This is a genomic window from Paracoccus ferrooxidans (assembly GCF_029909815.1).
Classification (GTDB): Bacteria; Pseudomonadota; Alphaproteobacteria; order Rhodobacterales; family Rhodobacteraceae; genus Paracoccus; species Paracoccus versutus.
The window spans coordinates 497510-523764 of the sequence record NZ_CP038202.1 but is presented as its reverse complement, the minus strand read 5'-3'; the positions used below and the strand labels follow the sequence as shown (position 1 = coordinate 523764).

At 68.7% G+C, this 26255-nt stretch carries 21 protein-coding genes; 5 read left to right on the top strand and 16 right to left on the bottom strand.

Annotated features, from left to right (window positions below):
• Positions 1 to 44: 44 nt before the first annotated feature.
• The 3 genes from tldD (at position 45) to E3U26_RS19655 (ending at position 5077) form a co-directional block, all read left to right on the top strand.
• A complete protein-coding gene (gene tldD, locus E3U26_RS19665) occupies positions 45 to 1466 on the top strand; it encodes a metalloprotease TldD (RefSeq protein ID WP_036756863.1) in 1422 nt (473 codons plus the stop codon).
• A 104-nt stretch (positions 1467 to 1570) separates the two neighbouring features.
• Positions 1571 to 2803: a DNA-processing protein DprA gene (gene dprA / locus E3U26_RS19660; protein ID WP_499107354.1), complete on the top strand. Its 1233-nt coding sequence runs from the start codon at positions 1571 to 1573 to the stop codon at positions 2801 to 2803.
• A 108-nt stretch (positions 2804 to 2911) separates the two neighbouring features.
• The gene (locus tag E3U26_RS19655) at positions 2912 to 5077 is read left to right on the top strand and encodes an OmpA family protein (protein ID WP_499107352.1); all 2166 of its coding nucleotides are present in this window, start codon (positions 2912 to 2914) and stop codon (positions 5075 to 5077) included.
• A 407-nt stretch (positions 5078 to 5484) separates the two neighbouring features.
• On the opposite strand, the gene E3U26_RS19650 is transcribed toward E3U26_RS19655, so the two are convergent.
• From E3U26_RS19650 to E3U26_RS19595, 12 genes are all read right to left on the bottom strand, one after another.
• Positions 5485 to 5793, bottom strand: a complete 309-nt coding sequence (locus tag E3U26_RS19650) for a transposase (RefSeq protein WP_499107350.1) — start codon at positions 5791 to 5793, stop codon at positions 5485 to 5487.
• 350 nt (positions 5794 to 6143) lie between these two features.
• Positions 6144 to 6833: a phosphate regulon transcriptional regulator PhoB gene (gene phoB, locus E3U26_RS19645; protein ID WP_036756851.1), complete on the bottom strand. Its 690-nt coding sequence runs from the start codon at positions 6831 to 6833 to the stop codon at positions 6144 to 6146.
• Between the two features lie 3 nt (positions 6834 to 6836).
• Positions 6837 to 7547 (bottom strand): phosphate signaling complex protein PhoU, encoded by a 711-nt coding sequence (phoU, locus tag E3U26_RS19640; RefSeq protein WP_114534901.1) that lies wholly within the window; start codon positions 7545 to 7547, stop codon positions 6837 to 6839.
• Positions 7548 to 7565: 18 nt separating this feature from the next.
• A complete protein-coding gene (gene pstB, locus E3U26_RS19635; protein ID WP_036756845.1) occupies positions 7566 to 8363 on the bottom strand; it encodes a phosphate ABC transporter ATP-binding protein PstB in 798 nt (265 codons plus the stop codon).
• A 20-nt stretch (positions 8364 to 8383) separates the two neighbouring features.
• Positions 8384 to 9727, bottom strand: coding sequence for a phosphate ABC transporter permease PstA (pstA, locus tag E3U26_RS19630; protein WP_036756844.1), 1344 nt, complete (start codon positions 9725 to 9727; stop codon positions 8384 to 8386).
• Positions 9724 to 10914 carry a phosphate ABC transporter permease subunit PstC gene (pstC, locus tag E3U26_RS19625; RefSeq protein WP_214273979.1) on the bottom strand — a complete coding sequence of 397 codons (1191 nt, stop codon included), beginning with the start codon at positions 10912 to 10914 and terminating at the stop codon, positions 9724 to 9726. The genes pstA and pstC overlap by 4 nt, the downstream gene beginning before the upstream one ends.
• A 61-nt stretch (positions 10915 to 10975) precedes the next feature.
• On the bottom strand, positions 10976 to 12004 hold the full coding sequence (locus E3U26_RS19620) for a type 2 periplasmic-binding domain-containing protein (protein WP_499107348.1): 1029 nt from the start codon (positions 12002 to 12004) through the stop codon (positions 10976 to 10978).
• A 247-nt stretch (positions 12005 to 12251) separates the two neighbouring features.
• Positions 12252 to 13352, bottom strand: a complete 1101-nt coding sequence (aroC, locus tag E3U26_RS19615; protein WP_243784669.1) for a chorismate synthase — start codon at positions 13350 to 13352, stop codon at positions 12252 to 12254.
• A 208-nt stretch (positions 13353 to 13560) separates the two neighbouring features.
• The gene (locus E3U26_RS19610) at positions 13561 to 14892 is read right to left on the bottom strand and encodes an HlyD family secretion protein (protein ID WP_499107346.1); all 1332 of its coding nucleotides are present in this window, start codon (positions 14890 to 14892) and stop codon (positions 13561 to 13563) included.
• On the bottom strand, positions 14889 to 16877 hold the full coding sequence (locus tag E3U26_RS19605; RefSeq protein ID WP_499107514.1) for a type I secretion system permease/ATPase: 1989 nt from the start codon (positions 16875 to 16877) through the stop codon (positions 14889 to 14891). Before E3U26_RS19605 ends, E3U26_RS19610 begins: the two co-directional genes overlap by 4 nt.
• A gap of 44 nt (positions 16878 to 16921) precedes the next feature.
• Positions 16922 to 18949 (bottom strand): hypothetical protein, encoded by a 2028-nt coding sequence (locus tag E3U26_RS19600; protein ID WP_499107344.1) that lies wholly within the window; start codon positions 18947 to 18949, stop codon positions 16922 to 16924.
• Positions 18950 to 19055: 106 nt separating this feature from the next.
• Complete coding sequence (locus E3U26_RS19595) at positions 19056 to 20891, bottom strand: hypothetical protein (RefSeq protein WP_499107343.1); 1836 nt, start codon at positions 20889 to 20891, stop codon at positions 19056 to 19058.
• Between the two features lie 742 nt (positions 20892 to 21633).
• On the opposite strand from E3U26_RS19595, the gene E3U26_RS19590 reads away from it, so the two are divergent.
• A complete protein-coding gene (locus E3U26_RS19590; protein ID WP_052095986.1) occupies positions 21634 to 22209 on the top strand; it encodes a helix-turn-helix transcriptional regulator in 576 nt (191 codons plus the stop codon).
• The gene (locus E3U26_RS19585; RefSeq protein ID WP_052095984.1) at positions 22206 to 22727 is read left to right on the top strand and encodes a hypothetical protein; all 522 of its coding nucleotides are present in this window, start codon (positions 22206 to 22208) and stop codon (positions 22725 to 22727) included. The genes E3U26_RS19590 and E3U26_RS19585 overlap by 4 nt, the downstream gene beginning before the upstream one ends.
• Before the next feature lie 35 nt (positions 22728 to 22762).
• Here E3U26_RS19585 and E3U26_RS19580 read toward each other — a convergent pair whose 3' ends face one another.
• The 4 genes from E3U26_RS19580 to E3U26_RS19565 are packed head-to-tail and all read right to left on the bottom strand — an operon-like array spanning position 22763 to position 26200.
• Entirely contained in the window at positions 22763 to 23482 is a 720-nt protein-coding gene (locus E3U26_RS19580) for a sulfate/molybdate ABC transporter ATP-binding protein (RefSeq protein WP_036756950.1), read from the bottom strand.
• 8 nt (positions 23483 to 23490) lie between these two features.
• Positions 23491 to 24378: a sulfate ABC transporter permease subunit CysW gene (gene cysW / locus E3U26_RS19575; RefSeq protein ID WP_181180931.1), complete on the bottom strand. Its 888-nt coding sequence runs from the start codon at positions 24376 to 24378 to the stop codon at positions 23491 to 23493.
• On the bottom strand, positions 24371 to 25210 hold the full coding sequence (cysT, locus tag E3U26_RS19570) for a sulfate ABC transporter permease subunit CysT (RefSeq protein WP_036756820.1): 840 nt from the start codon (positions 25208 to 25210) through the stop codon (positions 24371 to 24373). The genes cysW and cysT overlap by 8 nt, the downstream gene beginning before the upstream one ends.
• Positions 25211 to 25213: 3 nt before the next feature.
• Positions 25214 to 26200 carry a sulfate ABC transporter substrate-binding protein gene (locus E3U26_RS19565; RefSeq protein ID WP_499107340.1) on the bottom strand — a complete coding sequence of 329 codons (987 nt, stop codon included), beginning with the start codon at positions 26198 to 26200 and terminating at the stop codon, positions 25214 to 25216.
• Positions 26201 to 26255: the final 55 nt, after the last annotated feature.

Below are 26255 nucleotides of genomic sequence, written 5' to 3'. Positions count from 1 at the left end.
GTCAAAAAACCCCTAGGCCGGGCGACATGACAAGGACCGGTTCCATGACAGACGCTTCGTTTTCGCCCTTTCGGACGCATCTCGATCAGGACCGCGCGCTGCGCATCCTGCGCGACGCCTTGGCGGGCGCGGATGACGGCGAACTTTTCCTGGAACGCGCGCGTTCCGAGGCGCTGGTCTTCGACGACGGCCGGCTGCGCACCGCCAGTTATGACGCCGAACAGGGCTTTGGCCTGCGCGCCGTGCGCGGCGAGGTGACGGGCTATGCCCATTCGACCGAGATCGACGAGGCCGCGCTGAAGAAGGCGGCCCAGACGGTGCGGCTGGCGGTCGGCGCCGGCGGCGGCACGCTGGCCTTGCCACCGCAAGGCGAAATCCGCCCGCTTTACGCCGCCATCGACCCGGCCGAAGAGGTGCCCTTTGCCGCCCGTGTGGCGCTTCTGCGGCAAATCGACGCATTCGCGCGCGGACTGGACCCGCGGGTGGTCCAGGTCTCGGCCAGCATCGCGACTTCGGTGCAGGAAGTGGCGATCCTGCGCCCCGAGGGCGGGCTGGCCACCGACATCCGTCCGATGGCGCGGCTGAACGTCTCGGTCATCGTGGAATCCAACGCGCGGCGCGAATCGGGAACCGCCGGCGGCGGCGGGCGCATCGGCCTTACGGGCCTGGTCGCGCCCGAGCATTGGCAGGGGCTGGTGCGCGAGGCGCTGCGCATCGCGCTGGTCAACCTGCGCTCGGTCCCGGCGCCTGCAGGCGTGATGGACGTGGTGCTGGGGCCGGGCTGGCCCGGCATCCTGCTGCACGAGGCCGTGGGCCACGGGCTCGAGGGGGATTTCAACCGCAAGGGGCACTCCGCCTTTGCCGGGCTGATGGGCCGGCGCGTCGCCGCGCCCGGCGTGACCGTGGTCGACGACGGCACGATTCCCGACCGGCGCGGCTCGATCTCGGTCGATGACGAGGGCACGCCCCCCGGCCGCAACGTCCTGATCGAGGACGGGATCCTGGTCGGCTACATGCAGGACCGGCAGAACGCCCGGCTGATGGGGGTGGCGCCGACCGGCAACGGGCGCCGGCAAAGCCATGCCCATGCGCCCATGCCGCGCATGACCAATACCTTCATGCTGGCGGGGTCCGAGGATCCGGCCTCGATCCTTGCCGGGCTCGAGGACGGCATCTATGCGGTCGGCTTCGGCGGCGGGCAGGTGGACATCACCAACGGCAAGTTCGTGTTCTCCTGCACCGAGGCCTATCGGGTGAAGAACGGCCAGGTCGGCGACCCGATCCGCGGCGCGACCCTGATCGGCGACGGCGCGACCGCGCTGGGGCAGATCCGCGCCATCGGCAACGACCTGTCGCTGGATCCGGGAATCGGCAATTGCGGCAAGCAGGGGCAATGGGTTCCGGTCGGCGTCGGCCTGCCCACACTGCGCATCGGCGGGCTGACCATCGGCGGCTCGGCGACCTGAACAGCCGCGATTCCAAGGGGTTGAAGAAATTCTTCGCCGGCTAACCCATTCTTAACCTTTGCCATGCGATGTTTCGGCCTGCGGATCAGGCAGAGGCATGGAACATGATGGCAAGGCAGCTTTCCTTGGACCCCCACCACGAACCCCGCCCAAAAGGGGAGGGGCTTGCGGCCTTGCGCCTCATCCGCTCTCGCAAGGTGGGGCCGGCGACCTTCCACCGGCTGCTGGGCGAACATGGCAGCGCCCAGGCGGCGCTGGCCGCCCTGCCGGCGATGGCCCAGGCCGCGGGGATCCAGGATTACACCCCCTGCCCCCTTTCGGTCGCCGAGGCCGAGATCGCGGCCGGCCGCCGCGCCGGCGCCCGGCTGGTGACCTGGGGCGACCCGGATTACCCCGCCCTGCTGCGCACGGTGGCCGAGGCGCCGCCGGTGTTGTGGCTGCGCGGCGACATGGCGGTGCTGGAGCGCATGCCCGTGGCGGTGATCGGCGCGCGCAACGCCTCGTCGCTGGGCCTGCGCATGGCGCGGGGCATGGCCGCGGGCCTGTCGCAGTCGGGCACGGCGGTCGTCGCCGGGCTGGCGCGCGGCATCGACACCGTCGCGCATGAGGCCGCGCTGCACGGCGGCACCATCGCGGTCATGGCCGGCGGCATCGACATGATCTATCCCAACGAAAACGCGGCCCTAGCCGAGGCGATCTGCGAAACCGGCCTGCTCGTCACCGAACAGCCACCGGGGACGGAACCCGTGGCACGGCATTTCCCGGCCCGCAACCGCATCATCTCGGGCCTGTCGCGCGCCGTGGTCGTGGTCGAGGCCGCGCATCGCTCGGGCAGCCTGATCACCGCGCGCTGCGCGCTGGACCAGGGGCGCGAGGTGATGGCGGTGCCGGGCCATCCGATGGATGCGCGGGCCGCCGGCTGCAATGCGCTGATCCGCGACGGCGCCTTGCTGGTGCGCAATTCCGCCGATGTGCTGGCGGCGCTGCAATCGAACGGCCCGGCGGCCGCGGCGGAACAGCCCGCGCCGGCCGCCACCCCGACCGCCGCGGTTTCCGGGCGGGTCAGGCAGCCGGCCGCCGTCGCCCGCCGGCTTGCGGAACTGGGCCACGACACCCCCCGCCCGGTGGTGACGCACCGGCCGCGCGACGCCGGCGGCCCGGTGAACCTGGAGGGGCGGATCCTGGCGCGGCTTGGCCCCAGCCCGACCGGAGAGAACATGCTGATACGCGACCTGGGGGTGCCCGCCGCGGTCCTTGCCCCCGCGATCCTGTCGCTGGAACTGTCGGGCCGGGTGCAGCGCATGGCCGGCGGCAGGCTGGCGCTGAGCGGCGGCTAAGGCCCCTCGCCTCTCCGATCACGCGGCGGTCACGCGCTTGTTGGGGAACTGCACCGATGGCCGAAGGTTGATCCGGGATCAAGCGACCATCGGAAAAAGAGGACCGACATGCGCCGCATCTACAAGACCACGACCGCGATGGTGACCTGCCTGTCCCTGATCGCCCCGCAACTGGCGGTGGCGCAGGACCAGCAGGGCCAAGGCGCTGACGAACAGGTCATCCTGCCCCCGGACCAGCAAGCTGGGGCCGAGGCCGGGCAGCCGAAAGAGCCGCCCGAACCCGCGGCAGAGCCTGCCCCGGAACCGGCCGAACAGCCGCAGGCCGAGGGCGAGGCCTCCGCCGAGCCCCAGGCGCAGGGCGCCGAAACCGAAGCCCCCGCGGAACCGGCCGCAGAGCCCGGCGCCGAACCGGCCGCAGAGCCGCGGGCCCAGGGCGAGGCCGCACCGCAAGAGCAGCCGGCCCCTTCCCCGGCGCCCAAGCCCGAAGTGACCCAGGCCGAGGAGCCGCAGCCCAAGCCTCCGGTGGTCGAGGCGGCCGAGCCGCCGGCCAAGCCCCAGGCCGCGCAACCCGAGCAGGCGGCCCCGCAAGGCGAGCCTGCGCCCAAGCCGGATACGCCCGAAGCCGTGACCACGACCGATCCCGCCCCCGCGCAAAAGCCGGATGCGGCCACGCCGCAGGATGCCGGCCAGGCCGGGCAGGCGGAGGAACCGGCCCAGGACGCCGAGGCGCTGAAGAAGGCGCTCGAGGCCGAGACCTCGGCCGAAGAGCCGCAATCGGCCGGGCAGGCGGAACCGCAGGCCGACCCGGCCCCGGTGGACGAGGCCCAGCCTTCCCAGACCCCCGATGCGCAGGAACTGGAACGCCGCCTGCAAGAGCAGGCGCAAGAGAGCGGGCCCGAATCGGACCAGCCCTCGGAGCAGCCGTTGCCCGGCGAACAGGCCACGGGCGAAGAACCGCGCCCCGATGCACAAGAGCTGGAGCGCCGCTTGCAGGAACAGGCCGACGGCCAGTCCGCGCAACCCGAAGAGACCGCGCCCGAGCAAGGCCAGGCCGGGCAGGCCCAAACCGGGCAGGCCCAGCCGGAGCAGCCCCAACCCGAGCAAGGCCAGCCGGAACAGGCCGCCGAGGTGCAGGCACCCGAGGCCCAGGCGCAGCCGAACGCCGTCGCGCAGCGCGCGGCCGAGGAAGCGGCCCCCGCAGCAGCCGCCGCCCTGGCCGCCGGCGATGCCGAACCGGCGCAGGGCCAGCTGGACGAGATGCAGATCACCGAGGAAAACGCCCGCAGTTCGGCCGAGGAATTCGCCACCTCGGTCATGCAGGGCATGCAACAGCAACAGCAGCAGCCCGCCGCCGATCCGCAAGCGCAGGAGGCGCGCCAGGACGACGATGACGACGACACGGTCAAGGACATCGCCAAGCTGCTGCTTGCCGGTGCGGCCGGGATGGCGGTCGGCAAGATGCTGTCCAACGACCGCCAGGTGGCGCTGAACACCGGCGACCGGGTGGTCGTCACCCTGCCCGACGGCAGCCAGCAGGTGATCAAGGACGACAATACCCTGCTGTACCGGCCCGGCTCGAACGTGCAGACGGAAACCTTCGACGACGGCTCGACCCGGACCACGGTGGTGCGTGCCGACGGCAGCCGGGTCGTCACCATCCGCGACGCGAACATGAACATCCTGCGCCGCACCCTGCTGCGTGCCGATGGCACGGAAACCCGGCTGATCGACGATACCCAGGCGCAGCCGGTGCAGATCTCGACCCTGCCGGCGCCGCCGCCGGTCCGCATCAACCGCGAGCGGCTGGACGAGGCCGCGCTGCGCGAGGCGCTGAACCGCGAGGCGGCGGTGGACCGCCGCTTCAGCCTGGGCCAGGTCCGCAACATCCCCGAGGTCCGCGCCCTGGTCGCTCCGGTGAACGTGCCCGAGATCACCTTCGACACCGGCTCCTCGGCGATCACCCCCGACCAGGCGCAGCAACTGGCGACGCTGGGCAAGGTGATCCGCGACAGCATCGACCAGAACCCGCGCGAGATCTACATGATCGAGGGCTATACCGATGCCGTCGGCTCGGATGCCGCCAACCTGGCGCTGTCCGACCGCCGGGCGGAATCGGTGGCGCTGGCGCTGGCGGAATATTTCCAGGTGCCGCCCGAGAACATGGTGGTGCAGGGCTATGGCGAGCAGTTCCTGCTGGTGTCGACCGACGGGCCCGAGCGGCAGAACCGCCGCGTCGCCGTGCGCCGCATCACCGACCTGCTGGCGCAGAACTGACTGCGGGGCGTGGGAACTCAAGCCCGCAGCCGCGAGACCGAAAGCCAGCCGCGGAAACTGGTTCCGCGGCTGGCGGTTGTCGTCTGCACGACCCGGCAATCGGAAGGGAAGTTCCCCGGATCGGCAAGACCCGTAGACCCGTAGACCCGTAGACCCTAGCGGCAGATGGCTGCTGGGTCGAGCGATCGCTGGACCTTGCGGTTGCGCTGGGTGGGGATCTGGGCTTGCCCGTCCCGTCGGGAAACCAGATCGACCAGATGCTGCCCGTGATAGCCGCGACCGGCAGCGACGATGCAGGCGGCTGTTCAAGCAGCGCGGGCGCCGCACCTTGTCGGAAGCCTGGCCCGCCGCAGGAGCGAGGCGAACCGGCAGTCCGCTTTCGTCGAGCACAACATGGATTTTGCTGGTCAGTCCTCCACGAGAGCGGTCGATGGCATGATCCGGGGCCCCTTTTCGCCGGCGGCATGCTGGTGAGCCCGGATGATGGAACTGTCAATCAACGGCATCGACTGGAGCGAAGCGGCCGCCAAGGCCTCGAAAACCCGAAGCCAAACGCCCACCCTGGCCCATCGGTTAGAAGCGGTCGCATGTGGACCGTAGCGCTCGGGAAGGTCGCGCCAGGGCGGCGCTGTCCGCAGGATGGAGAAGATCCCGTTCAGGACGCGCCGGTCGTGCGTCCGCGCAAGACCAAGGCTTGTCGGGAAGAAGCGGTGCAATCCGCGCCCATTCCCGATCCCTCAGCGCGAGAGGTGCCATTCAAGCTCCGCAAGACGCTCGAAGCACGAACCGTTCCCAAACGGAAGCCCGCTTGCGAGTGCAGAACCTGGAAGCCACGCGGCACTCCCGAACCGCCGGCGCTCCTCTGCGAAGGCGTGGCGCGCTGCGGTCCGCCGGGCATCCGCCAGCTCAGGACCGGGCCGGAGCTGCGGCCGCAGGATTTCGCGGATCGAGGCTCCCTGGCGGGGTAAGCCTGGAAAGCTCTGAGCCCCTTGGCCGCACCGGCCGCGCATGCAGGCGGGGGCCGCCAGCCATGGCAACGGGCGGGAAAACGGCGGTAGCCGGATCCTCAGCCCAGCGAATAGCCGGTGCCGCGCACCGTGCGCACCGGGTTGTCGCCGCCATGGGCCATCAGCGCCTTGCGCAGCCGGCCGACATGGACGTCGATGGTGCGGGTGTCGACATAGATGTCGCGGCCCCAGACCCGGTCCAGCAATTGCTCGCGCGTCCAGACCCGGCCGGGCTTTTCCATCAGCGTCGAGAGCAGGCGGAATTCGGTCGGCCCCAGGTGCAGCGGCTGGCCGGCGCGGAACACCCGATGCTCGCCCGCATCCAGGATGATGTCGCCGAAGCTGAGCCTTTCGCCCATCGAGGCCGGCCGGGTGCGGCGCAGCTGGGTGCGCAGCCGCGCCATCAGCTCGACCACGGAATAGGGCTTGACCACATAGTCGTCGGCGCCGGTCTCCAGCCCGCGCACCCGGTCCACCTCTTCGGAACGCGCCGACAGCATGATGATCGGGATCTGCCGCGTCGAGGGGTCGGCCTTGACCCGGCGGCAGACCTCGATGCCGCTGACATTGGGCAGCATCCAGTCCAGCACGATCAGGTCGGGCTGCTCCTCGGCCACCAGCAGCATGGCCTCGTCGCCGTTCTCGGCCAGTACGACGTCGAAGCCTTCGGCCTCGAGGTTGTATTTCAGCACCTCGCGCTGTGCGCCTTCGTCCTCGACGACCAGGACACAGGGTTGGGTCTGCGCCATGGATCAGGCCCCCTCCATGCGCGGCACGCTTTCGCCCTTGGGGCGCGGATCCTCGGGCAACTCGCCCGTGGCCAGGTAGATCACCTGCTCGGCGATGCCGGTGGCGTGGTCGCCCATGCGCTCGATGTTCTTGGCGATGAAATGCAGGTGCATGCAGGCGGTGATGTTCCGCGGGTCTTCCATCATATGGGTCAGGAACTCGCGAAACAGCGCGTTATACATCTGGTCCACCTCGAGGTCGCGCTTGCGCACGTCGCCGGCCAGCGCGGCGTCGCGCTGGATATAGCTGTCAAGCGCGTCCTTCATCATCGCCTCGACCGTGGCGGACATGCGGCGCAGCGCCATGCCGGCGCCGTCGATGGCGGGCATGTCGGCCAGCACGTTGCTGCGCTTGGCGATGTTCTTGGCGTAATCGCCCACCCGCTCGAGGATATGCGAGATCTTGATGACCGACAGCACCATGCGCAGGTCGGTCGCCCGCGGCGCCCGCAGCGCGATCAGGCGCGCCGCCTCCTCGTTGATCTGGTGCTCCAGCGCGTCGATGGCCTTGTCGCGGCGGCGGATGTCGTCGGCCAGCTCGCCGTCGCGGGTCTCCAGCGCGATGGCGGCGTCGTGGATGGCGCTTTCGACCATGCCGCCCATCTTGACGACCAGCGCCTGCACGGTTTCCAGGTCACGGTCGAAGGCGGACAGGATGTGGCGTTCGTTGTTCATGTCAGATCCCTTTCCGGCCTAGCCGATGCGGCCCGAGATATAGCTTTCGGTGCGCGGATCGCGCGGATTGGTGAAGATGTCGTCGGTGTTGCCGTATTCCACCAGGTTGCCCAGGTGGAAGAAGGCGGTCTTCTGGCTGACGCGGGCCGCCTGCTGCATGGAATGGGTCACGATCACCACCGAGAACTGGGCGCGCAACTGGTCGATCAGCTCCTCGACCTGGCTGGTGGCGATGGGGTCCAGCGCCGAGCAGGGCTCGTCCATCAGCAGCACCTCGGGCTGGGTCGCCACGGCGCGGGCGATGCAAAGCCGCTGCTGCTGTCCGCCCGACAGGCCGGTGCCGGGATCGTTCAGCCGGTCCTTGACCTCGTTCCACAGCGCCGCGCCGCGCAGCGATTTCTCGACGATCTCGTCCAGCTCGGCGCGGTTGCGGGCCAGGCCGTGGATGCGCGGGCCATAGGCCACGTTGTCATAGATCGACTTGGGAAAGGGGTTCGGCTTCTGGAATACCATGCCGACGCGGGCGCGCAGCTGCACCGGGTCCACGCGCCTGTCGTAGATGTCCTCGCCGTCGAGCGTGATCTTGCCCTCGACCCGGCTGATGTCGATGGTGTCGTTCATGCGGTTCAGGCAGCGCAGGAAGGTGGACTTGCCGCAGCCCGAGGGACCGATGAAGGCGGTCACGGTCTTGTCCAGCAGATCGACGTTCACGTCCTTGATCGCGTGCTTTTCGCCATACCAGACCTGCACGTCGCGGGCCGCGATCTTGATTTCCGACTGGTCCACGCTGCGCTCCAGAAGTCTCATGTCGTTCATATCGGGTCTCCTTCCCGAGATTACCACCGGCGCTCGAACTTGCGGCGCAGGAGAATGGCAAGCAGGTTCATGCAGAGCAGGAACACCAGCAGCACGATGATCGCCCCCGAGGCGCGCTCGATGAAGGCGGGGTCGGCGCGCTGGGTCCAGTTATAGACCTGGACCGGCAGGGCCGAGGCGGGTTCGAACAGCCCGTCCGGCGGGGCCGAGGGGAAGTTCTTGACGAAGGCCACCATGCCGATCAGCAGCAGCGGCGCGGTCTCGCCCAGGGCCTGGGCCAGGCCGATGATGGTGCCGGTCAGGATGCCCGGCATGGCCAGCGGCAGGACGTGGTGGAACACCGACTGCATCTTGGACGCCCCCACCCCCAGCGCCGCGTCGCGGATCGAGGGCGGCACCGCCTTCAGCGCCGCGCGGGTGGCGATGATGATGGTGGGCAGCGTCATCAGGGTCAGCACCAGGCCGCCGACGATGGGCGCCGATTGCGGCAGCCCGGCGAAGTTGATGAAGGCGGCAAGGCCCAGGATGCCGAAGACGATCGAGGGCACCGCGGCCAGGTTCGAGATATTCACCTCGATGATGTCGGTCCAGCGGTTCTTGGGCGCGAATTCCTCCAGGTAGATCGAGGCGGCGACGCCGATCGGCACCGACAGCACCAGCACCACCAGCATCATGTAGAGCGAGCCGAGGATGGCGATGCCGACGCCCGCGGCCTCGGGGCGCTGGTCCGAGGCGTCGGGGCTGGTCAGGAAGGACCAGTTCCACTGGGTCGCCAGCATGCCCTGCGCCTTCAGCGCATCGGCCAGTTGCAGCTGCGCCGGCGAGGTATTGGCGTCGCGCGCCGCGCTTTCCATGCTGACGCGGCCCTTGTAATAGCCGTCAACCCGGCCGTTCACCAGCACGCGGGCCTCGACGGTCTGGCCGATCAGCTCGGGGTCCGCCAGCACGCGGTTGCGCAGCTGCGCCGAGGCCTCTTTCGAGATCAGGCCCGAGACGTCCTTGTCGGACAGCTCGGCGATGGCGATGCCCTTGTCGGCGATGGACTGTTCCAGCGATTGCTGCAGGATCTTGCCATAGGTCAGGGTCAGCACCTTGCGCAGGTCGGCGGGGTCGCGGTTGCCGTTCTTGTCCAGCTGCGCCGCGTCCAGCGCGACCGGGATTTCCAGGTAGGTCTGGCGAAAGGCGCCGATGCCGCCGGTCAGGATGGTGAAGAGCAGGATCACCAGCATCACCATGGAGACCAGGATGGCGCCCAGCCCATAGGCGCGGAACCGCGCCTCGGCGGCGTTGCGCTTGCGGGTGCGCGGGTCGGCGGCCAGCAGCGACGGGCGGGGCTGCGCGCCTTGCAGGGTTGCGTCGCTCATTCGTATTGCTCCCGGTATTTGCGCACGACGTAGAGGGCGACGATGTTCAGCCCCAGCGTGATGACGAAAAGGGTCAGCCCCAGCGCAAAGGCGACCAGCGTCTCGGGCGCGGCGAAATCGTTGTCGCCGGTCAGCTGGCTGACGATCTTGACGGTGATCGTGGTCATGGCCTCGAACGGGTTCAGGTCCATGCGGGCGGCGGCCCCCGCGCCCAGCACGACGATCATCGTCTCGCCGATGGCGCGGGACGCGGCCAGCAGGACGGCGCCGACGATGCCCGGCAGCGCGGCGGGCAGCACCACCTTGCGCACGGTTTCCGATTGCGTCGAGCCCAGGCCCAGCGCGCCGTCGCGCAAGGATTGCGGCACGGCGTTGATGATGTCGTCCGACAGCGAGCTGACGAAGGGGATCAGCATGATGCCCATGACTAGCCCCGCCGTCATCACCGACGAGCCGGAATTGCCCAGGCCCAACGGCTGGGCGAAGTAGTCGCGCAGCATCGGCCCCACGGTGATCAGCGCGAAAAGGCCGTAGACGATGGTCGGGATGCCGGCCAGCACCTCGATCATGGGCTTGGCCACGCCGCGCAGCCTGGCCGAGGCGTATTCGGACATGTAGATCGCCGCGAACAGCCCGATCGGCACCGAGACCGCCAGCGCGATCAGCGAGATGTAGATCGTGCCCCACAGCAGCGGCAGGATGCCCAGCTGCGAGCCGCCGCCGAAACGCGGCGACCAGGTGGTGCCAAAGAAGAACTCGTGCCAGGAATATTTCTGGAAGAAATGCCCGGTTTCGAACAGCATCGAAAAGACGATCCCGGCGGTGGTCAGGATGGCGATGCTGGAACACAGGATCAGCAGGCCCTTGACCATGGCTTCGACCGCGTTGCGGGCGCGAAAGCCCGGCGCGGCGCGGAAAAGCGCAAGGCCCAGCCCGGCCGCGGCCAGCACCAGCGCCAGGATGGCGACGGGCGTCGGGTTCGCCGCCGGCTGCACGAAGCGCCAGATCGCGATCAGGAACAGCGCCGGCAGCGCCGTCAGCAAGGCGGCGTTCCAGCCGTGATAGCTGGGCCGCGAATGCAGCCGCCGCACATCGCCCCCGGCCATCGCGACGACGCGCGCGCGGGCGACAAGATAGCCCGCGCCGGCAAGGGCAAGGACGACGAGCAAGGTCCATGAGACAGGCATGTGAGCCCTCGAGCCAGGGAAACGGAACGGGCGCGGGGGGCGGCCCCCCGCGCCCGGCAGGTCATTCGGAAAGGATCGCCTCGTCGGCGACGGCGGCCTGGGTCGCGGCCAGTTCCGGGTCGGCCACCAGCCCATAGGCGGCCAGCGGCCCTTCCGGCCCGGCCAGCTCGTCCGAGACGAAGAATTCCGCGAATTCCTTCAGCCCCGGCACGGTGCCGATATGCTGTTTCTTGACATAGAAGAACAGCGGGCGCGAAACCGGGTATTCGCCCGAGGCGATGGTCTCGGTCGAGGGGTTGACCCCGGCCATGGTCGCGACCTTCAGCTTGTCGGTGTTGTTCTCATAGAAGGACAGGCCGAAGACGCCGATGCCGTTCTTGGCCGACTGGATGCGGGCCAGGGTCTCGGTATAGTCGCCGTCGATGTCGATGGACTTGCCGTCGGTGCGCAGCGCCATGCAGGCCGATGCGCCCTCGTCCTCGCCCTTCTCGGCCTTCAGCACCTCGGCGGCGCCCGATTCCTCGCAGCCCGCGGCGATCACCTTTTCCTCGAAGACCTCGCGGGTGCCGTGCTTGGTGCCGGGCACGAAGGCCAGGATCTCCTGGTCGGGCAGCTCGGCGCGGATGTCGCTCCACTTGGCATGGGGGTTCGCAACGACCTTGCCGTCGACCACGACTTCGGCCGCCAGCGCGTTGAACCAGTCGGCCGGGGTGAAGGCAAAGTCGTTGCCGGCGATGTCGCTGGCAAAGACGATGCCGTCATAGCCGATGCGGACTTCCATGATCTCGGTCACGCCGGCGGCCTTGCAGGCCTCGATCTCGCTGGCCTTGATCGGACGGCTGGCGTTGGCGATGTCGATGGTGTTCTCGCCCACGCCCTCGCAGAATTTCTTCAGCCCGGCCGAGGAGCCGCCCGATTCCACCACCGGGGTCGGGAAATCGGTATTCTCGCCAAAGGCCTCGGCGACGATGGTCGAATAGGGCAGCACCGTGGACGAGCCCGAGACCTGGATCTGGTCGCGGGCGGCGGCGGCCGTGGCCGAAGCGGCGATCACGGCCAGCGCCGACACGGTGAATTTCGCGGATTTCATAGGATCACTCCTGACATTTCCATGGGGCCGGACTCGGCCTGTGCGTTCTCTAGAACGCCGATGCGACGGTTATGCGAAAGCAATGTAACAGTTCCGCAACAATGCAGGAGTATCTGCAAAACGGTGAACGGCTGAAACCCGCCGCGCCAGGGCCTTCTCCGTTTTCCAAATACCCCATGGGGTGAATTGGCCCGGAACGGGCCAAGAGGGGAACGGCGTTCCCTTCCCCGCCCATCGCGCGCCTTGCCTAGCCGATCCGGCCGCGCTGCCCGCCGGTCTGCGCCCGGTCGAGCAGCAGGTGGTCCAGGATCACGCAGGCCGCCATGGCCTCGGCGATGGGCACGGCGCGGATGCCGACGCAGGGATCGTGGCGGCCCTTGGTGATCAACTCGATCTCCTCGCCCCGCCGGTCGATGGTGCGGCGCGGGGTCAGGATGGAGCTGGTCGGCTTGACGGCGAATCGCACCAGGATGTCCTGCCCGGTCGAGATGCCGCCCAGGATGCCGCCGGCATGGTTCGAAAGGAAACGCGGGCCTTCGTTGCCCATGCGGATCTCGTCGGCATTCGCGGTCCCGGTCAGGGCGGCGGCGGCCATGCCCTCGCCGATCTCGACGCCCTTGACCGCGTTGATCGACATCATCGCGGCGGCCAGGTCGGTGTCCAGCTTGGCATAGACCGGCGCGCCCAGCCCCGGCGGGCAGCCCTGGACCAGCACCTCGACGGCGGCGCCGACGCTGTCCTGCGCCTTGCGGATGGCGTTGAGGTAATCCTCCCAGGCCGGCACGGCCAAGGCGTCGGGCAGAAAGAACGGGTTGTTGCCGATCTCGGCCGCGTCGAAATTCGCCCGGTCCAGGTGCAATTCGCCCATCTGCACCATGTAGCCGGTGATCTTCAGCCCCGGTGCCAGCTCGCGCAGCACCGCCTGCGCGACGCCGCCCGCCGCGACCCGCGCCGCCGTCTCGCGCGCGCTGGAACGGCCGCCGCCGCGATAGTCGCGGATGCCGTATTTCAGGTGATAGGCGATGTCGGCATGGCCGGGGCGGAAGGCCTGGGCGATCTCGCCGTAATCCTTGCTGCGCTGGTCGGTGTTCTCGATCATCAGCTGGATCGGCGTGCCGGTGGTTTTCCCCTCGAAGACGCCCGAGAGGATGCGCACCCGGTCCGGCTCCTGCCGCTGCGTGGTGAATTTCGAACTGCCGGGGCGGCGGCGGTCCAGGAATTGCTGGATCCAGCCCTCGTCCAGCGCCACGCCCGGCGGGCAGCCGTCCACCGTGGCGCCCAGCGCCGGACCGTGGCTTTCGCCCCAGGTGGTGAAGGTGAAGACGCGACCGAAGGTGTTGAAGCTCATGATTGCCGGACCCCTTTTTGCCTGCGATAGCCGCAGGCCGGGCAAGGGGCAATCCCCAGCCCGGCCCGCCGCCGGGCCGGCCCGCAGGGGTGCCGCGGCAAAACCGGCCGCTGCGCGGGAAATTATCCTTTCTCTTCAACGCCAAGTCCGGTTCCGCGCCGAAAGCCACGCCAACCGGCACTGCCGGGCCGGCCCGCCGCCGCCAAGGCTAATTCTCGCGGAAGGCCCGCGACAGGCTGTCCTCGATCGGCTTGACCAGGTATTGCGCGAAGGTCCGGGCCGAGGTCTCGATCATGACCTCCGCCGGCATCCCCGGCGTCGGCCGGAAGCCATGCACCCGCCCAAGCTCCGAGGGCGGCAGGTCGATGCGCACCACATAGACCTCGCGCTGGATACCGTCGGTCTGCGTGGCCAGCGCATCGGCCGAGACATAGACCAGGTGGCCCTGAAGCACCGGGGTGGTGCGCTGGTTCAGCGAAGTCAGCCGCACCGCCGCCTTCTGCCCGACCTCGATCTCATCGATGTCGGTGCGCGCGACATGGGTCTCGATGATCAGCGGCGCATCCTGCGGCAGGATCTCGAGGATCGGCTTGCCCGCCTCGATCACCCCGCCGGGCGTGTGGTAATGCATGCGCACGATGGTCCCCGACACGGGCGAGGTGATATAGGCCCTCTCCAGCACGTCCTGCGCCTTCAGCGATTGCTCGCGGACGCTGTCCAGCTCGGCCTCGATGCCCTGGCTTTCGTTCAGCGCGGCCTGCTTGTGCTGGGTCAGCGCCTGCTCGATCTCGCTTTCGGCCTTGCGCACGGCCTCTTCCGTCTCGGCGATCAGCGCCCTGATGCGGCCCGCCTCGCCCACGGCATCGGCGATGGCCCGCGCCAGGACGTTGACGTCGCTGCGCCGCACCAGCCCGCGCTGCAGCAGCGTGTCGCGGGCGCCGAGATCCTCGCGCAGCAGGGCAAGCTGGGTCTCGATGGCGGCCAGCTGGCCCTGGTAGCCCTCGATGCGCGACCGGCTGGCGGCGATATTGCTTTGCAGCAGGATGACCTCGCCATCCAGCCGGGCGCGGGCGGCGCGAAAGGCCGCCTGCTGTTCGGCCATGATGGCGGCAAAGCTGGGCTCGTCCTCATATTCCCGCAGGAAGCCGTCGAAGACCAGCGTCTCGGCGCCGGCATATTCCGCCCGCAGCCGGGCGCTGATCGCCTCGAGCCGGGCGCGGCGCAATTCCAGCTCGCGCCGGTTGGCGATGGCGGCGGTGCGGTCCAGCTGGATCAGCACCTGGCCTTCGGTCACTTCCTCGCCCTCGTCGACCAGGATCTCGCGGATGATGCCGCCTTCCAGGTGCTGGACGATCTTGTTGCGGCCGGTGGCGACGAAGCTGCCCGGCGCCATCACCGCCGCGGCAAGCGGCGCCCGGAAGGCCCAGGTGCCGAACCCGCCCAGGGACAGCACCAGCAGGGCGATGCCAAAGACCAGATGCCGCGTCACCGAGCGCGGAACCCGGTCATAGAGGCCGTCGGGGTCGGATCTGCTGGTCATCGGCCTGCCTCCGGTGCGGGGGGTGTCGCGGGCTGCCGGCCCGGTCCGGCCTGGGGCGGGGCGGCTGGCGGCTGCTGGGCCTGGGGCTGAACATGAGCCTGCGGGGTCTGGGCTTGCGGCGGGCGGGCCATGGCGGGGGGCTGGTTGCCCGGCGGCGGCTTGCGGCTCGCCAGCCGCTCCAGCATCTGGTCGCGCGCGCCGAAGGCGGCGATCTGCCCGTCGGCCAGCAGCATGATGTTGTCCACGTCCTGGAGCAGTTGGTATTTCTGCGTCACGACGATCATGGTGATGCCGTCCTTCTTGGCCAACGCCATCGCCCTGGACAGCGCGCGGTCCCCCGCCGTGTCGAGGTTCGAGTTCGGCTCGTCCAGCACCACCAGGCGGGGGCCGCCGAAAAAGGCCCGCGCCAGGCCGATGCGCTGCTTCTGCCCGCCCGACAGCGGCGATCCGTCGGCGGCCACGATGGTCTCGTAGCCTTCGGGCAGCTTGGCGATCATGTCGTGGACATCGGCCAGCACCGCGGCCTGGTAGATCTCTTCGTCGCGGGCGTCGGGCCGCATCCGGGCGATGTTGTCCTTGATGGTGCCGGGGAACAGCTGCACGTCCTGCGGCAGATAGCCGATGCACTGGCCCAGCTGGCGCTGGTCCCAGTTGCGCAGGTCCATCAGGTCCAGCCGCACGCTGCCCGAGGTGGGCAGGATCGAGCCGACCAGCATCTTGCCCAGCGTCGTCTTGCCGGCGCCGGAATTGCCGACGATGGCCAGCGATGCGCCGGGGTTCAACGAGAACGTGATCGCGTTCAGCACCACCCGCTTGGTCCCGTTCGGGACGTAGAGCAGCCGCTCGACATCCAGCCGGCCCTCGGGATGGGGCAGCTTCAGCCGCTGCTGGTTCAGCGGCGAGGATTTCAGCAGCGCCGAGATGCGGCCATAGGCGGCGCGCGACAAGAGCACGTGGTTCCAGCCCTCGATGGCGCCCTCGATGGGGGCCAGCGCGCGGCCGGCGATGATCGAGGCGGCGATGACCATGCCGCCGGTGATCTCGCCGTGCAGCGCCAGGTAGGCGCCCCAGCCCAGCAGCCCCACCTGCGTCAGCAGCCGCACCGCGCGCGAGGCGCCGGCAAAGGCGATGTTGCGGTCCTGGGCGCGCACCTGCGCCGTCATCGAGCTGGCGGCGTCGCGGCCCCAGATGGTCACGGCCTCGGGGATCATCGCCAGCGCGTTGATGATCTGCGAATTGCGCATCATCGAATCCAGGTGCAGGTTGGCGCGGCTGAGGTGCCGGTTCGCCTCGGCAAAGGATTTCGCGGTGGCGCGCTGGTTCATCATCGCGATGGCCATCAGCAGGACCGCCGTGGTCAGCACCATCAGGCCCAGGTGCGGATGGACCAGGAAGATCGCCAGGATGAACAGCGGCGCAAAGGGCAGGTCCAGCAGCGACAGCAGCGTGCCCGAGACCAGGAAGCTGCGCACCTGCTGCAGATCGCCCAGCGTCTGGTATTCCTGCCCGGCGCTTTGCAGCGAGGCGCGCGCCGCCGCCGACAGGATGGGCGCGCCCAGCCGGGCCGAGATGTCGACCGAGCTGCGCAGCAGCATGCCACGCCGGATGGCGTCGAACACCACCTGCAGCAGCACGGCGCCGACGATCACCACCGTCAGCATGACCAGCGTGTCGATCGAGCGGCTGGTCAGCACCCGGTCCGAGATCTGGAACAGGTAGATCGGGATCGCCAGCACCAGCATGTTCGAGACGCCGCTGAACAGCAGCACCCCCAGGATATTGGCCCAGATCCGGCGGATCGTCGCGCCCAGCGCCCCGGCGATGTCGGGCTCGGACACCCGCTTGTGGAAGGCGGCGCCGTCCTTTGCCTGCACCGTGGCCGGCGCCGGGGGAATGCGCCCGGCCTGCCGCTCGATGGTGGGGCCGGTGCCCATGGGCTTCGAGGCCGGCGGGCGGGGCTTCTCGCCCTGCCAATCGACGCACATCTCGGGTTCGAGCACCAACCGCTCGCTGGTCTTGTCGGATCGGGTCATGCCAGCACCGTTTGCATGATGTCGGCGGGCACATCGGCATTCGTGCCGATCGGCACGAAATCGCCGTCGCCGGCATCGTCGCCGAGCATCCCCTCGGCCAGGAAAAGCACCGCCTCGCTGGCCAGGCCGGGCGGCGGGGTGGGCATCAGCGGATCGTGGGTCATGACCAGTTCGGCCTGGTGCAGCAGCGCGTCGGAATAGACCTCGCCGCCGGCATAGATCGTCGCATCGACGCCGAACTCGGCGATCACCGCCGCGTTCACCAGCAGGTTCGAGCCGGTGACGACGTTGATCTCGCCCCCCGCCTGCAGAAGGTCGTCGCGATAGACCTCGATCTGGTCGGCATCGCCCAGCACGTTCGTCTGCCGCACCAGGTTGACCGAAACCATGTCGCCCTTGATATGCAGCACCCGCACCAGGTCCAGGCCCTGGAAGGCGGGATCGTTCAGCACCGATTGCGGCAGGCTGACATCGCCTGCCGCCGCCCCCGCCAGCATCGCCGCATGGTCCGCGCCGGTCGCGACCACGCCGGACAGGCCGACCTGATGGATGGTCGCATCGTTGATCAGCAGGTTGTCGCCCGAGCTGATCCTGCCGCCATGGCCGTCGCTGACCATGATGCGGTCGTCGTCCAGCAGCACGTTGGTTTGCAGGATCGCGTTCAGGTTGATGACCTGGCCATCGACGATGATGAGATCGTAGCTCATCCCCAGCTCCAGCAGCGAGACGTGGTTCAAGGCACCGTTCTCGCCCATCAGCAGCAGGGTCTGGTTGGCCTGAAGCGTGATCGAGGCGATGTCGTTGTCCGACATCAGGTTGAACTGCTCGATCCAGTTCATGCTGATGAGGCTGCCCTCCAGCGTCGCCGTCACCCAGTATTGCGGCGCATCGTCGTCGCCCTGCGGCACCGGCATCGGGTTCGAGAAGCTGGTGTAGCTGGCGAAGTTCAGCCCCTGCGTCGGGCTGGCCTGGCCCTGCGCGGCGGCGGCAAGGCCGCCCAGCGCATCCGTATCGCTCCAGACATTGGTCTGGCTGATGATGTTGTAGCTGTAGACGCCCCCCGCCACGGCGACGACCGGCGCCGTCACCGCGGCGGAATGGATCGTGACCTGGTTGATCAGCGTATTGTTGCCCAGGATCAGGTCATGGCCCTGCCCGATCTCGCCGGGGCCGGCAACGCTGGTTGGACCGGCCGAGGTCGGGCCGTCGCGGCTGGTGACCGGGGCGCCCTCCTGCGCCTCGCGCGCCTGCTCGGCGGCCACCTCCTGGCGGTATGCGGGCATGAGCGCGTCGATGTCGGGGCGGGCATCGACCTTGAGGCCGTTCTGGTACAGGCCCTCGGCATCGGCGCCCTGGCGCGCATGGACCTCGGCGCCGGGGGCTTCGGTCTCGGGCAGGTCGGTCTGGCGGAAGGTCTCGGCGATCAGGCGAAAGGCGGGCTCGTCCGCCGGCATCGCCACCGGCAGGGCGATGCCCAGCTGCTCGGCCTGCGCGGCCAGCGATTCCAGCCGGTCCGTCAACAGCTGCAGATCGACCACCCCCTCGCGCATGGCGTCGGCATTCACCTGGTCGTCATCGGCCAGCCGGGTCTTCTGGACCACGATGACGGCGACCGAGCCCGGCACCGGCAGAACCCATTCCGGCACCGGCGGCGTCACCACGCCGCCCGGCGGCTTGGCGGACCAGGGCACGCCGGCATTGGGCATGCTGGCGGACATCACCTCGGGCGAAACCGAGGCGCGCGGAAAATGGTGGTCCAGCACCAGCACGGGCGGGACCGGATCGGCCGAAAGCCCCTCGCCGGGGCGATAGGGCGGTGCGTAGCGGATCTCGGGCTGGTAATCGAGCGGCTGATAGGGATGGTCGGCCGCCTGGTGGGTCGGTTCGACCGGGCCCAGGTCGGGGCCGGCCTTCCGGGCGGTCAGGCGATCGTATTCGATCCGCATCCGCCCATGTTCTTCCGCAAGGTGGAAAATTCCGATGAAGTGCCAGATCGCTTCTTCTGTCGCGTCGATCACCAGCATGTCTGCCACCTTCCTCGATAAAACAATTCCGGCAAGGCCGAGGGAAATCAATTAAACGGAAACCTGCGCAGGAAGACCCTGCGCAGGACGTTCGCGTGGGGGCCTGTCAGCCCAGATCGTCCTGGCCGATCACCGACGAGCTGAGATCGCCGCCGACCACGGTCATGTCGACGGTGTTGCCCAGCACGTTCGCACCCATCACGATGCTCTGGTTGAACGCCGAGGTATCCAGGATCGAGTCGGCCGAGGCGGTCGAATAGCCGTTGACATAGCCGTCATCGCCATTGTTCGACCCCCAGGTGCCGGCATGAGCATAGCCACCGTCGCCCGACATCACCTGGCCGCCGTCGCCGCCATTGCCGCTGCTGGTGTTCATGCCGCTGCCGCCCAGGGCATAGCCGCCGGTCGAGCTGGCCGCGCCGCCAGCGCCGCCGGTGGTGCCATTGGCCGCACCGCCCAGGCCGTTGCCGCCCACGGCATCGCCGTAGCCTTCGCCGGTGCCGTCCGCACGGCCGCCGTTGCCGGCCGCCGACAGGGCAGCGCCGAAGCCCGCGCCACCGGCATCGCCCGAGGTCGCATCGCCCGCCATGGCCGCCGCGGCGGAAAGCGCCGCGCCGATCCCGGCACCGATGCCGCCGGCGCCGCCCGCGTCACCCGCGCCGCCGTCGCCGCCGTCGCCGGAGGTGCCGCCATTGCCGCTGTCGCTGTTGACGCCCACGCCGACCAGGCCCAGGCCAAGCGCGCCGGTCGGACCGGCATCGGCCGAGCCGGTGCCGCCGCCCGAGCCACCGGCCCCGCCAGCACCACCCGGACCACCGGCCCCGGCGCCAAGCGCGCCTGCCAGGCTGCCGGCCCCGGCGTCGCCGCCGCTTGCGTCACCGCTCAGCCCGGCACCGATGCCGGCGCCAAGGCCTGCCGCATCGCCGCCATCGGCCGAGCCGCCCTGGCCGGCGCCCAGGCCAAGCCCAAGGGCCCCGCCGCCGTCGCCGTCGCCGCCCCAGGCCGCGGCGTCGCCGCCGTTGCCGCCATCGGAATGGCTGCCCGAGGCCAGTGCCTTGCCGCCATCGGCATCCGCATCGCCCGAGCCGCCGTCAGCGCTGCCGCCGCTGCCGCCCCGGCCGCCTTCGCTGCCGGCATCGATGCCGCGCTCGGCCGTGGCCGTGCCGCCGTTGACGCTGCCGTTCTGGTTGAAGTCGGCATTGTTCGAGACATGGGCGTCGCTCAGGTCGTCCTGGTCGTTCATCGTCCCGGATTGCGGGATGATGATGCCCACATCGGCACCGCCGCCGTTCAGGGCGTTGTTCAGCACGTTCTCGATATTGATGTCGTCGGTGCCGATGCTGATGTTGCCGTCGCGGTTGACCAGGAAATCGCCCATGCTGCCATGCGCGTTGTTCAGGTCGATGTCGGCATAGTCATTGTCGGTCGGCTGCCACCCGTCGAGATCGAGGCCCACGCTGACATTGGTCGAGACGTTGGTCTCGACGTCGGTGTTGTTATAGGCCGTGTTCACCGCCTTGTTGTAGGCGTCGTTCGTCGCATCGTTGCGCGCGTCGTTGTTGGCGTCGTTATGCGCATCGTTGCTGGCGTCGTTGTCGGCCTTGTTCTTGGCCGCATTGCCGGCAAGGTTGCCCGCCACGTTGCCCGCAGCGTTATAGGCAAGCGTCTCGGAGGCGCTGCTGTTCGCATTGGCATTGGAGTTCGCGTTGTCGTTCGCGTTGCTCTGGGTCTGGGATTGGCCCTGGTCCTGGCCCTGGCCCTGATCCTGGCCTTGACCCTGGTCCTGGTCCTGATCCTGGCCCTGCTTGTTCAGCTGGCCCTGTCCCTGGCCCTGGCCCTGACCTTGACCCTGGCCCTGATCCTGGTCTTGATCCTGGTCCTGATCCTGGTTCTGGTTGTTGATCGGCCAGGCGAAGAGATTCATGTTGCGGCTGCCAACCATCGTCATTTCCTCCTCTAGAGGCGGGGGAGATGCGGCCAGATCCTTCACAAGCACGCCTGCCCGCCCGGTTTCGGTGGATGAAGGCAAGCCGGTTGCGGTCGCCGGGCAAATGCCCACCGTCACGACGGCACGACCGTCCCCGTCCTGCTGCTGATAAGGGGGATCCGCATACCACCCTGCGCGGCCCCCTGCGGCCGGCCCGGAGGAAACCCGGTTCGCCGACCTGAAGGAAGGCTACGCCCCGCCCACCGATTCGGCCTAGCTGCTCGAAAAGGCTAGAGGGGGGCTGCCCGAATACCCGAAGAACCCCTATTGGGCCTATAGCCGACCGGCCCCGGGCATCCCCCGCATCGCCCGAAAGGATTAATCCCTTTCGCCAGGGGCACCGGGCCCGGCCCCGGCCGACCTCGCCAAAAGGACAAGCGCCGAAGCGGGGCCTCTACCTTGGAGGGAGTGGCCCGGTCATATTACAACTAAGTTGTAGTGATTCTTGAACTTATCTTTCGCTCTTTCCTTTAAGGCCGGGCGAAAACTTGCTAGGCTGAACCGTCCGGTCGGCTTGGGAGGGCCGACCGGGACGGGGGAGTAAAACCATACGCAAGAAGGTAGGAATGACATGAACATGGCATCTTGCGATGGCGTATCCAGTGAAATTCGTACGCTGTCTGGCCGGCCTGCGCGTGGAACGGCAGAGGTTCTCTTTGTCGGAACGCAATGCAACTTTTCCCACAGCCTGATTTCAGTGACCAGTCAGGAGCTGGGTCATATCACCGTGGCGGCCGCACTATCCTTCGACGACTTCCGCAGCCTGTCCGAACTGACCGGCGAAAGGCCGACGCTGCTGGTTCTGGACGAACCGACCATGCGCGGATTGACCGAGGAGGATCGCACCTATCTGCTGGCCTTGAACGACGTGGCGCTGGCCATCGCCTTTTGCACCGGCGCCTTCGGCCGGGCCTGCTACGAGGATGCCGAGCTGCGGCGGCGCGCTGCCAGCATCCTGCCGCTGAACATCCGGCTCGACGTCTGGCTTTCCGTCATCAAGCTGGTGGCGCATGGCGGCAACTACATCTTTCCCGAGATCATGTCCTCGGCCGGCGTCGCGATGCCGGCCGCGGTCCCGGACGAGCTTGGCCTGACCCAGCGCCAGCAGGACGTGCTGCGCCTGGTCGCCGACGGCCAGTCCAACAAGCGCATCGCGCTGAGCCTGGGCCTGTCGGTCCATACGGTCAAGCTGCACCTGCGCAATGCCAGCCTGCGCCTGGGTGCCCACAACCGCACCGAGGCCGCCATGCGCTATCGCGCATTACGATCGTGACGGCGCCGCCGCCGACAGCCGGGGCCAGCGCGGTCGAACCCGACCTGGATGCCGTGTTGCTGCGGGTCGGGCGGCTGAACTATGCTTGGAGCAATACCGAAAGCCTGCTCATCCACATGCTCGCCGGGCTGACCGGGATGGACAAGAGCGCCGCGGTGGTGGTCTTTCTGTCGGTCACGTCGACGCGCGGCCGCATCGAGATGGTCGAGCGTCTTGCGAAGCTGCGCCTGCCCGCCGGGCAGGAGCAGCAGGAACTGCTGGAGCTGACGGCGCGCTTCGCCCGGCTGTCCGCCGTCCGCCACCGCTACAACCACAGCATCTGGTCCTTCCAGGAGGACGGCTCGGTCTCGACCATCCTGATGCGGATCGCCGACCGGCGCGACCGCATCCACATGGGCCGCAAGCAGACCCTGGGCAGCGACGAGATGCTGCGGCTGGACCAGGACCTGGAGATGCTGTCCCAGCTGAACCGCAACATCTGGCGCTTCCTGCGCCAATACGACTATCCGATCGACTGAGGGCACGCGCGGGATGCGCGCGCGCCGCCGCCGCGTCAGGCGTCGATGAACTCGCGCACGAAGGGCGTCGCCGGGCGGGCGCGGATGTCCTGCGGGCGGCCGACCTGCTCGATCCGGCCCATGGACATCACCACCACCAGGTCGGCGAGTTCCATCGCCTCGTCCTGGTCGTGGGTGACGAAGACCGTGGTCAGGCCGGTGCTGTCGTGGATCTCGCGCAGGCCCTGGCGCAATTCCTTGCGCACGCGGGCATCCAGCGCGCCGAAGGGCTCGTCCAGCAGCAGCATGCGCGGCTCGATCGCCAGCGCGCGGGCCAGGGCGACGCGCTGGCGCTGGCCGCCCGACAGCTGGCTGGGAAAGCGCCCGCCGATCTGCGGCAGCTGGATCAGGTCCAGAAGCCGGGTCACGCGGCGCCCGATCTCGGCCCGGTTGGGGCGCGAGCGGCGCGGGCGGGCGCGCAGGCCATAGGCGATGTTTTCGAACACGGTCATGTGCCGAAACAGCGCATAGCTTTGGAAGACGAAGCCGGCGCGGCGCTCTTGCACCGTCAGCCCCGTCGCGTCCTGCCCGTCGAAAAGCACCCGGCCGGACGTCGGGAACTCCAGCCCGCCAAGGATGCGCAGAAGCGTGGTCTTGCCCGAGCCGGAAGGCCCCAGCAGCGCCACCAGCGCCCCCGAGGGGATGGCCAGGCTGACCGGGTGCAGCGCGGTGGTGGAACCGAAGCTCTTGGCGATTTCATCGATCTCGATATGCATGGGACACCTCAATGGCGGCGCGTTGCGGCAAGCTGGTCGGCGTGGCGCCATTCCAGCACGGTCTTGAGCGCCAGCGTCAGCAGGCCCAGTGCCGCCAGCACCGCGGCCAGGCTGAAGGCGGCGACCGAAAGATATTCGTTGTAGAGCATCTCGATGGTGATCGGCATGGTCGCGGTCTGGCCGCGGATCTTGCCCGAGACCACCGCGACGGCGCCGAACTCGCCCATGGCGCGGGCATTGCACAACAGCACGCCGTAAAGCAGAGCCCATTTGATGTTGGGCAGGGTCACGGTCAGGAAGGTGCGCCAGCCCGAGGCGCCCAGCGTCAGCGCCGCCTCTTCCTCGGCCCGGCCCTGCTCGATCATCACCGGGATCAGCTCGCGCGCGACGAAGGGGAAAGTGACGAAGATCGAGGCCAGCACGATCCCCGGCAGGGCGAAGATGATCGGGAAGCCGCTGGCGACCAGCCAGCCGCCGATCAGGCTGTTGGTGCCGAACAAGAGCACCAGCGCCAGCCCCGCCACCACCGGCGAGATGGAAAACGGCAGGTCGATCAGCGTGATCAGGAAGGCCTTGCCGCGAAAGTCGAACTTGGTGATCGTCCAGGCGGCGGCGATGCCGAAGACCGCGTTCACCGGCACCGAGATCGCCGCGACGATCAGCGTCAGCCGGATGGCCGAGGTCGCCTCGGGCCGGGTGAGCGAGGCAAGCGCCTGGCCCGCGCCGCGTGCAAGGGCCTCGGCAAAGACCACGGCCAGCGGCGCCACCACCAGGACGGCCAGCCCGCCCAGCGCCAGGGCGATCAGCAGGACGCGGACCGGCCGGCTTTCCTCGGCCACCGGACGCCATTTCGCGGGTTTTTCGCTGGCGGCAGCGTGCAGCGTGCTGTCAAACATGGCCAATCCTCCGCCGGCTCCAGATCTGGATCAGGTTGATCGCCAGCAGCATGGCGAACGAGATCAGCAGCATGGCGATGCCGATGGCCGCCGCGCCGTCATAGTCGAACTCCTCGAGCTTGATGACGATCAAGAGCGGTGCGATCTCGGTCTTCATGGGCAGGTTGCCGGCGATGAAGATGACCGAGCCGTATTCGCCGACCGCGCGCGCCAGGGACAGCGCAAAGCCGGTCAGCGCCGCGGGCAGCAGCATGGGCAGGATCACCCGGCGCAGGGTGTGGAACCGCCCCGCCCCCAGCGTGGCCGAGGCTTCCTCGACTTCCTGCTCGATCTCGGCGATCACCGGCTGCACGGTGCGGGTGACGAATGGCAGGCCGACGAAGATCAGCGCGATCAGGATGCCCCATTGCGTATAGGCGACCTTGCCGCCCAGGTCCCGGACGATGCTGCCGAAGACGCCGTTCGGCGCGTAAAGCGCGGTCAGCGCGATGCCCGCCACCGCCGTCGGCAGGGCAAAGGGCAGGTCGACCAGCGCGTCGACTAGCCGCCGGCCCGGAAAGTCATAGCGCGCCAGCACCCAGGCCAGCAGCGTGCCGAAGACCAGGTTGACCAGCGCGGCCAGAAAGGCCAGGCGGAAGGACAGATACAGCGCCGCCCAGACCCGCGGCGTGTTGATCGTGGCCCAGACCGCCTCGGGGCCGTAGCTGATGCCGCGTGCCAGCAGCGCGCCAACCGGCAGGATGACGATCAGCGACAGCATGGCCAGGGTGATGCCCATGCCGAGGCCAAAGCCCGGCATGGGGGATTTCTGCAAGCGGAACGCCAGCGCCATCGGTCATTGCCCCGAATAGATCTGGTCGAAGGTGCCGCCGTCGCCGAAATGCTCGGGCTGGGCCTGTTTCCAGCCGCCGAAATCGGCGATGCTCACCAGATCGAGCTGCGGGAACCGCGCCACGTCCTCGGGATCGGCGGCGCTGTCGTCCCAGGCGCGATAGTAGTGCTTGTAGGCCAACGCCTGCCCCTCGGGCGAATAGAGGAAGGCCAGATAGGCATCGGCCAGCGCCTTCTGCTCGTCATCGGCGATGTTCTTGTCCACGATGGCGACCGGCGGCTCGGCCAGGATCGAGACCGAGGGCACGACGATGTCGAACCTGTCCTCGCCCAGCTCGTTCAGCGCCAGGTAGGCCTCGTTCTCCCAGGCCAGCAGCACGTCGCCGATCTCGCGCTGGGTGAAGGTGGTGGTCGAGCCGCGCGCGCCGCTGTCAAGCACCGGGACATGCTTGAACAGCTCGGACACGAAGCCCTTGGGGTCCTCGCCGTTCTTCTGCGCCCAGGCCCAGGCGGCAAGATAGTTCCAGCGCGCCCCGCCGCTGGTCTTGGGGTTCGGGGTGATGACCTCGACGCCTTCCTTGACCAGGTCGCCCCAGTCCTGGATGCCCTTGGGATTGCCCTCGCGCACCAGGAAGACGATGGTCGAGGTATAGGGCGCGCTGTTGTGCGGCAGGCGCGACTGCCAGTCCTCGGGCAAGAGGCCCCGCGTCGCGATCTGGTCGATGTCCGAGGCCAGCGCCAGCGTCACCACCTGCGCCTTGAGCCCGTCGATCACCGAGCGCGCCTGCGCGCCCGAGCCGCCATGCGAGGTCTCGATGGTCGGCGCCGCATGCCCTTCGGCCTGCCATTTCGCGGCGAAGGCGGCGTTCACCTCGCGGTAAAGCTCGCGCGTGGGGTCGTAGCTGACGTTCAGCAGGCTGTTGTCGGCATGGACCGGGCCGGCCAGCCCCAGCCCGACCACGCTGGCCACGATCGCCGCGATGCGCCGCAATCCCGGTGCCGCCGCACCGGCACCCCTGCACCTGGACTCCTCCGCGCCGCGAGAG

Bases quoted from the DNA above. Each gene is read 5' to 3' on its own strand.
- tldD (WP_036756863.1), top strand. From the start codon at position 45: ATGACAGACGCTTCGTTTTCGCCCTTTCGGACGCATCTCGATCAGGAC.
- dprA (WP_499107354.1), top strand. From the start codon at position 1,571: ATGATGGCAAGGCAGCTTTCCTTGGACCCCCACCACGAACCCCGCCCA.
- E3U26_RS19655 (WP_499107352.1), top strand. From the start codon at position 2,912: ATGCGCCGCATCTACAAGACCACGACCGCGATGGTGACCTGCCTGTCC.
- phoB (WP_036756851.1), bottom strand. From the start codon at position 6,833: ATGGCGCAGACCCAACCCTGTGTCCTGGTCGTCGAGGACGAAGGCGCA.
- phoU (WP_114534901.1), bottom strand. From the start codon at position 7,547: ATGAACAACGAACGCCACATCCTGTCCGCCTTCGACCGTGACCTGGAA.
- pstB (WP_036756845.1), bottom strand. From the start codon at position 8,363: ATGAACGACATGAGACTTCTGGAGCGCAGCGTGGACCAGTCGGAAATC.
- pstA (WP_036756844.1), bottom strand. From the start codon at position 9,727: ATGAGCGACGCAACCCTGCAAGGCGCGCAGCCCCGCCCGTCGCTGCTG.
- pstC (WP_214273979.1), bottom strand. From the start codon at position 10,914: ATGCCTGTCTCATGGACCTTGCTCGTCGTCCTTGCCCTTGCCGGCGCG.
- E3U26_RS19620 (WP_499107348.1), bottom strand. From the start codon at position 12,004: ATGAAATCCGCGAAATTCACCGTGTCGGCGCTGGCCGTGATCGCCGCT.
- aroC (WP_243784669.1), bottom strand. From the start codon at position 13,352: ATGAGCTTCAACACCTTCGGTCGCGTCTTCACCTTCACCACCTGGGGC.
- E3U26_RS19610 (WP_499107346.1), bottom strand. From the start codon at position 14,892: ATGACCAGCAGATCCGACCCCGACGGCCTCTATGACCGGGTTCCGCGC.
- E3U26_RS19605 (WP_499107514.1), bottom strand. From the start codon at position 16,877: ATGTGCGTCGATTGGCAGGGCGAGAAGCCCCGCCCGCCGGCCTCGAAG.
- E3U26_RS19600 (WP_499107344.1), bottom strand. From the start codon at position 18,949: ATGCTGGTGATCGACGCGACAGAAGAAGCGATCTGGCACTTCATCGGA.
- E3U26_RS19595 (WP_499107343.1), bottom strand. From the start codon at position 20,891: ATGGTTGGCAGCCGCAACATGAATCTCTTCGCCTGGCCGATCAACAAC.
- E3U26_RS19580 (WP_036756950.1), bottom strand. From the start codon at position 23,482: ATGCATATCGAGATCGATGAAATCGCCAAGAGCTTCGGTTCCACCACC.
- cysW (WP_181180931.1), bottom strand. From the start codon at position 24,378: ATGTTTGACAGCACGCTGCACGCTGCCGCCAGCGAAAAACCCGCGAAA.
- cysT (WP_036756820.1), bottom strand. From the start codon at position 25,210: ATGGCGCTGGCGTTCCGCTTGCAGAAATCCCCCATGCCGGGCTTTGGC.